Source organism: Hallella sp. (assembly GCF_037460745.1).
In the GTDB taxonomy this organism is placed as follows: Bacteria; Bacteroidota; Bacteroidia; order Bacteroidales; family Bacteroidaceae; genus Prevotella; species Prevotella faecis.
Window position 1 is genome coordinate 26,404 of sequence record NZ_JAXVAE010000068.1, and the last position, 7,696, is coordinate 34,099.

A 7,696-nucleotide genomic window follows, 5' to 3' on the forward strand; every position below is an offset into this window, starting at 1 on the left:
TTTTGTTGTCGAGTTTTTGAGTCCTCGTTGTTGAAACTTTGAGTTCCCGTTACTGAGAGTTTGTGCTCTCGTTGTTGGAGATTTATGTTCCTTTTGTTGGAAACGTTTTCTTGGTTGGATAAGAAGCGCCTTCCTTTGGGAGGATGTGTGCCCTCCTTGTTGGAGAGGGCTTGTCCTCAACGAACTGCAAAATTACGCAATAATAAGGGATTTATGGATGTTTTTCTTATTTTTAACTATCCTTCGAACAGCTTTTCCCATGTCTTGAAGCGTGCCAGGCCCTCTTGTCCGAACTTGGCGAGGCTCTTCTCGGCTTGTTCTTGGGTCTTTACCTTTTGCAGATTCGACTTGCTATAGAACTTGTCGGCATAGCAAATGACCTTCTCCTCAGGCGTTTCGGGCAGGAAATCTTGGTGGGGGAGGGGCAGGTTTTGCGAGGTGATGTCGTGGAGCGACAGTCCGGCGCCTGTGTGGCGCTCACACACTCGGGCGTGGCGTTCGTAGCCCTCGCTTCTCAAGAGCTCGGCTCCGATGCGGCCGTGGCAGATGTAGGGTTCCGTGCCATGGCAGGCAATGCCTGGCGCATCGCAACGGAAGATGCCGATGTCGTGTAGCATGGCAGCCTCCTCTACAAACTGGCGGTCGAGCCCCATCTCTGGATGAGCGTCGCAGATGCGCAAGGCACGGTCGGCCACTTGCCGGCTATGCAGAATCAAAATATCCCGAAGCCGATTGGCCTCGGGATAATATTTGTCGATGATTTTCTGATAATCCATCTTCAATAGGGGATTCAAAGCGTATTAGTCGCGCTGGATGTAAGCCAGCACATTGCCCTTCTGGACCTTCGATCCCTGCTTGGCGTTGATCTCTACGAGCTTGCCACCCAGGTCAGCCTTGACCTCGACAAACTCGCCCCAAGGAGCTTGGATCCAGCAGAAGGCGTCGCCCTCTTTGTAAGCCTTGCCGATGTAAGGCTCCACTGCGGGTGCAGCCTCGCCGTCGCCCTGGAACTCCCAGAAGATCTGGCCCTTGACAGGAGCCACGATAGCGTCGGCCTTGGCGTGCTTGAATGCGGCAGCCTCCTCAGGCGAAACGGTTGCGCCGATCTCGGCGTCCTTAGCTTTCTGCATATCGGCCAACATGTTCTTCTTGGCCTGACCGCTCTTATAGTTGCGATACTGCTCGGGGTGCATGGCCAGCTCGAAGAGCTCCTCGTCGTCCTTGCCATACTCCCAGCCGTTCTCGTCCATCTCCTTCTTGAAGTCGTCGAGGGCGTGGGGGAGCAGCGTGTGGGGATCGGCGTCGGTGAACTGGCGGCCTTGCTTCTTTGCAAGCTCCTTCAATTCGGGTGTGATTTCTCCGGGCACCTTGCCGCTCTTGCCAAGGATCATGCCCCACATAGCGTCGTCCATCATGACGAAACGGCCCTTGCCTTGCTCCATGGTGAGCAGGTTCATCAGGGCGATGTTCTTGGTGTATTGTGAGAACGGGGTTACCAAGGGAGGATAACCCACGCGAGGCCATACGTATGCCACCTCATCGAAGAGCTTGATGAGCAGGTCGTCCATCGACAACTCTTCCTCGCCCTTCTTCTTTCTGAGGTTGTTGATGGTGGTGCGCATGCCACCCAGGTCGGCCATCATAGAGCCCATCATGCCGCCAGGCAGTCCGCAGGTGAGCAGGAGCGACGACATGACCTTGTTGCCAGGGTTGATGAAGTAGCCCAACCACTCGTCGATAAACTCCTGAGTGAGTGCGCGAGCCTTCATGTATGCGCTCATGTTGACCTCGGGAACGTCGAAACCGGCGTGCTTCAACATCGACTGCACAGAGATGATATCTGGGTGAACCTTACCCCATGACAGAGGCTCGATGGCTGTGTCGATGATGTCGGCACCGTTCTCGCAGACCTCGAGGATAGAGGCCATAGAGAGTCCGGGGCCTGAGTGTCCGTGGTATTCGATGATGATCTCGGGGTGCTTGTCCTTGATCATCTTGGTGAGCTTGCCCAGGAAAGCGGGCTGTCCGATGCCGGCCATGTCCTTCAAGCAGATCTCCTCGGCACCTGCCTCGATCTCCTTGTCGGCCAACTCAGCGTAGTACTCCAAGGTGTGGACGGGCGATGTGGTGATGCAGAGTGTTCCCTGCGGTGTCATGCCAGCCTCCTTGGCCCACTTGATGGACGGAGCTATGTTACGGATGTCGTTCAGACCGTCGAAGATGCGGGGGATGTCAACACCCTGTGCGTGCTTCACGCGGTACATCATGGCGCGAACATCGTCGGGCACGGGGTACATGCGGAGGGCGTTGAGGCCGCGGTCGAGCATGTGTGTTTTGATGCCCACCTCGTTGAAAGGCTTACAGAAGGCACGCACGGCGTCGTTGGGGTTCTCGCCGGCGAGGAGCTGCACTTGCTCGAAAGCGCCACCGTTGGTTTCCACACGGGCAAAGCAGCCCATATCGATGATGACGGGAGCGATGCGCTCCAGCTGGTCCTTACGTGGCTGGAACTTGCCTGAGCTCTGCCACATGTCGCGATAGACGAGACTGAACTGAATTTTCTTCTTCATTTATTCTTATCTTGATGATTTCTTATTTTTATAAAGATAGCAGCCAACACCCATTTGCATACCTAATAAATGAGGAGTTGGTACTGGGCTGCAAAATTAGATAAAAAAAATCAAATTACGGACTATCCGATTGTTTTTTTATGTTTTATAACTATCTTTGCATAAGATAGGCTGCACTCGGCCATTCGAAAGCAAGCTTTCATGGCGCTCGTTGGCACTATCTTTGCATAAGATAGCCTGCACTCGGCCATTTGAAAGCAAGCTTTCGTGGAGCTCGTTTGCGCTATCTCCGCACCATAAACAACATTAAGATGAACGTCAAGATTCTGTTTGTTTCCCTGTTGGCCGCCCTTGCTCTGACGGCGTGCCACGAAGAGAAGAAGCCTGTTGAGAAGGTTCTACAGCTTCCCAGTTACGACCAGCCCTTGAAGGGCGATAGCACCATCTACGGACTGGCGTGTGAGGGGTGCTCCGACACGGTGGTGGTGTTGCTGCCCAATGATGGTAGCGACCCCGTGACCTATAACATCCTCAAGGCCAGTAGGCAGCACCGGGTGTTGGGCCGAATAAAGACGGGCGACTGGATTGGTGTGGTGCTGAACAAGACCAATAAGCATGAGGCCGACATTGTGATCGACCTCGACCAGCTCAAGGGCATTTGGTGCTATATCGTCATGCCGCAGTTGCGCGGCCATGAGACGATGACGAAGCAGGAGCAGGCACAGGCCATGCGGCAGATGTCCGACTCGCTGAAAAACATGTATTTCATTCCCCGCGAGTATGGCTTTTGGCTGAAGCGCCAGTGGGAGGCCACCAGTGTGGGGTATGTGCAGGAGTCGAGCACGCTGGCCGAAGAGAGCCCGGTGATTTATCCTCCGTTGGGATGGTTCATCGCATGGCACATCTGGAACGGCAAGTTTGTGATGATTAGCGGTAAGCCCAAGTACTCGGGCAAGGACAATACGGTGGTGGGCTACGAGAGCGTTTCGTACGACACGTGCTCCATCGACTATCTCGACGATGACTCGCTGGTGCTTACCGACCGCGAGGCTTCGCGCAGCTATTACCGCAAGAACGACATCAACGACGTGAACCGGCGCGCCAAGGCCATTGCCGCCATGCGCTCGCAGAAGGCGTTGGAACAGACCACCGAGTAGTGGAACGGCGGCCAGCCGCCTTATAGTTAAATGTTTGGCTCAATTGGGACGTTCGATTGGGAATAAAAAACAATCGGTCATTAGACGGAACAAGCATTGTTGTTCATGCGTCTAATGACCGATTTTGTTTTGTGGGCGATTAACCGCGCAGGCCGTGCTGGGCAAAGCGCGTGCGGGCCAACTCCTCGTAGGCTGTGCCCTTGCGACCGTAGTTGGCGTAAGGATAGATGCTGATGCCACCGCGTGGGGTGAACAGTCCGGTTACCTCGATATACTTAGGATCCATCAGTTTGATGAGGTCCTTCATGATGATGTTGACACAATCCTCATGGAAATCGCCGTGGTTGCGGAAGCTAAACAGGTAAAGCTTCAGGCTCTTGCTCTCCACCATTCGCACGTCGGGGATGTAACTGATGCGGATTTCCGCAAAATCGGGCTGCCCGGTGATGGGGCAGAGACTGGTGAACTCGGGGCAGTTGAACTGCACCCAATAGTCGTTGCCCTGATGCTTGTTGACGAAGGTCTCCAGCACCTCGGGCGCATAATCCATCCGGTATTCAGTTTTCTTTCCGAGCGACTTCAGTCCCTCTTCTTCTCTTGTTTGCATATTATAAAGCTTTGATTTTCAAAACGTTGTAGCTAATGCCATTGTCGTAAACGTCTTCGCCCTCATGTTGCTTCATGGCCTTCACCACACGGATGGTGACAGGCAGCACTACCACCTCGTAGGCGGTCTTGAGCACCACTTGCCAGAGCATGAGCGCGGGCAATTCTTCGGCCGGCACTACGCCTCCCAAGGCCAGAGGGAAGAAGATGAGGCTGTCGCATGTTTCGCCCGCCACCGTCGACAGGATGGCGCGAGCCGAGAAATGGCGTCCGCCGTCGTGTATCTTCATCTTGCTCATCACGTAGGCGTTCATGAAACTGCCGATGAGGAACGCCACAAACGAGGCGGCCGCAATGCGCGGAGCCAAGCCGAAGATGGCGTGGAATCCCTCGTCGTTGTGCCAATAGGAGGCGCCGGGAATGGCGTCGCAGAGGGCACCGAGGGCCACAAAGAGGAAGTTCATGGCGAAGCCCGTCCAGATGAGCAGGCGCGCTTTGCGGAAGCCCCACACCTCACACACACAGTCGTTGATGATGTAGGAAATGGGGAACACGATAAGCCCTCCGGTCAGCGTGATGGGGCCAGCGGCAATTTGTTTGGTCTCGAGCACGTTTGCCGCAATGAGGCAAACGCAGAAGAGTATGCTGAAAAGCATAAACAGCACACTCACGGTTTGGTTCTGTTTTTTCATGTCTTGTTTTGTTAAAGGGGGTTGAGCAAGTACCCCTCGGTAAGTTTGCGGGTGCAAAGTTACGAATAAAACTCCAAAGAATTCCTCTTTCTGGAAGGAAAAGTGAAACGTACGCTTTGTGCTGCGATGATTGGGTTAAAGAGGAAACGGGTTTGCCAATGGGGCTTTAACACCCTCGGTAGGCTCAGTATGGCAACGATGATGCTTTCTTTTTTCTTACTCATCCCTTCTCAGAGCAGTCTCCGTCATCGGAACGGTATAACGCCGAACGGTTCCACCTCATGGCTGGCGCATCTGCGCTGTGCTGATAGGAGATGCGCGCCTGGATGAGATGGAACTCGCCTATGTTGTTGTTATTGGCATCGCAAGTGGGGGGCTCCGCACTTGCGCGCCTTATGCCACGGCTGCGCTGATGAGATACGCCATGTAGCCTATGAACACGATGGCGAGCGCGGCGCCCTCCCATCGCTCCACGCGGTACTTGGTGAACGAGAAGAGCCACAGCATCATGATCGACACAACCATCATGGTGAGGTCGACGGTGGTGATGCCCTGGATGGCCATGGGCGAGATGAGGCCCGTGATGCCGAGAATCATGAGGATATTAAACACGTTGCTGCCCAGCACGTTGCCAATGGCTATGCCGCTGTTGCCACGATAGGCTGCCACGGTGCTCGTGGCCAACTCGGGCAGTGAGGTGCCACCGGCCACGATGGTGAGGCCGATCACGGCGTCGCTCACGCCCAGGCTATGGGCGATGGCTGAAGCGTTGCCCACAAACACGTTGCTGCCCAACACCAGGCAGACGAGGCCCAACAGCATGAGCAGGCAGGCCTTCAACGGACTCATGGCGGGTTTCGCTTCGGCTTCGGCGTTGGTTGGAGCGTCGTTGGTGGGCTTCGGCTGGTGCGCGCCGCGAACGGTGAATACCATGAAAACGATGAATAAAACGAACAGCACCAATGCGTCGATACGACCGATTTCGCTGTCTAAGCACATCATCAGCAGTAGGGTGGAGGCCACCATGGCGAATGGTATGTCCTTGCGAACCGTGGTGTGGAGAATGGTGATGGGAGCCACCATGGCCGCTACGCCTACGATGAGCAATGTGTTGAAAATATTGCTTCCCACCACATTGCCTACGGCCAGGTCGGGGGTGCCGTTGATGGCCGACATCAGACTCACGAAAAACTCGGGCATCGATGTGCCCATGGCCACTACGGTGAGGCCAATCACAATCTGGGGGATGCCCATGCGTTCGGCCAATGCCACAGAACCGTCGGTGAGCCTGTCGGCGCCCCATAATACTACGGCCACACCGGCCACAAGCAGCAACGCCTGCAGCCATACGTTCGAAGGAACGAGGGCCAACAATGTAAGGTTGTTCATCATTACTGTGTTTGTTTGGTTGTAACGATAGGGACGGCGAGCGGCCAGAAGGTTTGCTTCTTGATGGCCGTGGGCCGCCTATCGCTTGCAAAGGTAGCAAAAAGCCTCGGATATACGAATATCCGAGGCTCAAAACTAACAATCACACAATTATAAATCTATCAAACTACTCTTATTCCTTTTTCTTCTATGCGGCTTCGAAACGATTGTGCGCCAAAGCGTTAGCCAATCTCGATGCTACGAGCCACCTTGTTCTCCTCCACCTTGATCTTGGGCAGGGCGATGGTGAGCACACCGTCGGCCACACGAGCCGAGATGTCTTGTTTATTCACGTCGTCGGGAAGGATGAGCGTCTGCTCGTATTTGGAATAGGCAAACTCGCGACGGAGATAGTGGCCCTTGGGAGCATCCTCGCCTTGGTGCTTCTCCATCTTGATGGTGAGGTCGCCGTCCTGATTGATGTTCACGTCGAAATCGTCCTTGTTCATGCCTGGCGCGGCAAGCTCCACCGTGTACTTGTCGTTGTCCTCGAGCACGTTGATGGCCGGAGCGGTGGCGTTGGTGCGAGGCATGTGTTCGGTGTTAAGGAAATCGTTGAAGACTTCGGGAAGCCAGTTGTTGCGTGTATACATAATCATATTCTCCTATGTTATTTGTTTATTTTATTTGTTTTCGATTACACTTACCTTACTGCAACGATTGTGCCGTTTGTGGTTTTCTGCCAATCTGGCGTTTGCGTGCGACAATCTGTCGCGACTGGAGGTTCTTCCCATGGTGAGTTGTAGGGGTTGCGGGATGGTGTGAGGGGTGTGAATATTCACAACATTCTTTCGCCGATTCCTGTCCTTCCGTCTCGTCGAAATGTTCTATTTGTGTGTTGACATCTGTCTGCTGGTGCGTCGCTTTCTGCTTGTTGGTTTGTTTCCGATTGCCTATTGGTTTGTTTCCGATTGCCGGCCAATGCTTTTCCGATTGCCACATTAGGATCTTGCATAGGCGTCGCAACAGTAGGAATTGTCAGCGTTTTTGGCTAAAAAGTTTGTCGCCTATTTCTGTCGAAATAGAGAATGGGGTCGTGGCTTTTATGGGTGTGTTGGGCGTAAAATGGCTGCCGAGGGTATCGTTAGGTAGTTGTGGTGATGGCTCGTCTGAGAGCAGCCGTTGCGAAAGGTGCCTAATCGAGCTGCGAAAGATGGTCTTTCGCAGCTCGATTAGCCATGTTTCGAGTCTCGAAAGTACATATAAAAAGTGTTTGAGAGAAGAATGAGGAAAGTTTACTGGT

General features: G+C 53.9%; 7 protein-coding genes. 1 reads left to right on the forward strand and 6 read right to left on the reverse strand.

The window, feature by feature from the left end; all coding sequences use genetic code 11:
- Window positions 1-236: 236 nt before the first annotated feature.
- Window positions 237-776 carry an HD domain-containing protein gene (locus tag WKK33_RS03180; RefSeq protein WP_337468613.1) on the reverse strand — a complete coding sequence of 180 codons (540 nt, stop codon included), beginning with the start codon at window positions 774-776 and terminating at the stop codon, window positions 237-239.
- A gap of 24 nt (window positions 777-800) precedes the next feature.
- On the reverse strand, window positions 801-2,570 hold the full coding sequence (locus WKK33_RS03185; RefSeq protein WP_337932448.1) for a biotin/lipoyl-binding protein: 1,770 nt from the start codon (window positions 2,568-2,570) through the stop codon (window positions 801-803).
- 311 nt (window positions 2,571-2,881) lie between these two features.
- On the opposite strand from WKK33_RS03185, the gene WKK33_RS03190 reads away from it, so the two are divergent.
- The gene (locus WKK33_RS03190; protein WP_337932449.1) at window positions 2,882-3,727 is read left to right on the forward strand and encodes a hypothetical protein; all 846 of its coding nucleotides are present in this window, start codon (window positions 2,882-2,884) and stop codon (window positions 3,725-3,727) included.
- A gap of 139 nt (window positions 3,728-3,866) precedes the next feature.
- On the opposite strand, the gene queF is transcribed toward WKK33_RS03190, so the two are convergent.
- The 4 genes from queF to WKK33_RS03210 all read right to left on the reverse strand — a co-directional run bounded on the left by queF (window position 3,867) and on the right by WKK33_RS03210 (window position 7,046).
- The gene (queF, locus tag WKK33_RS03195; RefSeq protein WP_337569999.1) at window positions 3,867-4,334 is read right to left on the reverse strand and encodes a preQ(1) synthase; all 468 of its coding nucleotides are present in this window, start codon (window positions 4,332-4,334) and stop codon (window positions 3,867-3,869) included.
- 1 nt (window position 4,335) lies between these two features.
- Window positions 4,336-5,025, reverse strand: a complete 690-nt coding sequence (locus WKK33_RS03200; protein WP_309437965.1) for a queuosine precursor transporter — start codon at window positions 5,023-5,025, stop codon at window positions 4,336-4,338.
- A 393-nt stretch (window positions 5,026-5,418) separates the two neighbouring features.
- Window positions 5,419-6,414, reverse strand: a complete 996-nt coding sequence (locus tag WKK33_RS03205) for a calcium/sodium antiporter (protein ID WP_337932450.1) — start codon at window positions 6,412-6,414, stop codon at window positions 5,419-5,421.
- Between the two features lie 221 nt (window positions 6,415-6,635).
- On the reverse strand, window positions 6,636-7,046 hold the full coding sequence (locus tag WKK33_RS03210) for an Hsp20/alpha crystallin family protein (protein ID WP_337469078.1): 411 nt from the start codon (window positions 7,044-7,046) through the stop codon (window positions 6,636-6,638).
- Window positions 7,047-7,696: the final 650 nt, after the last annotated feature.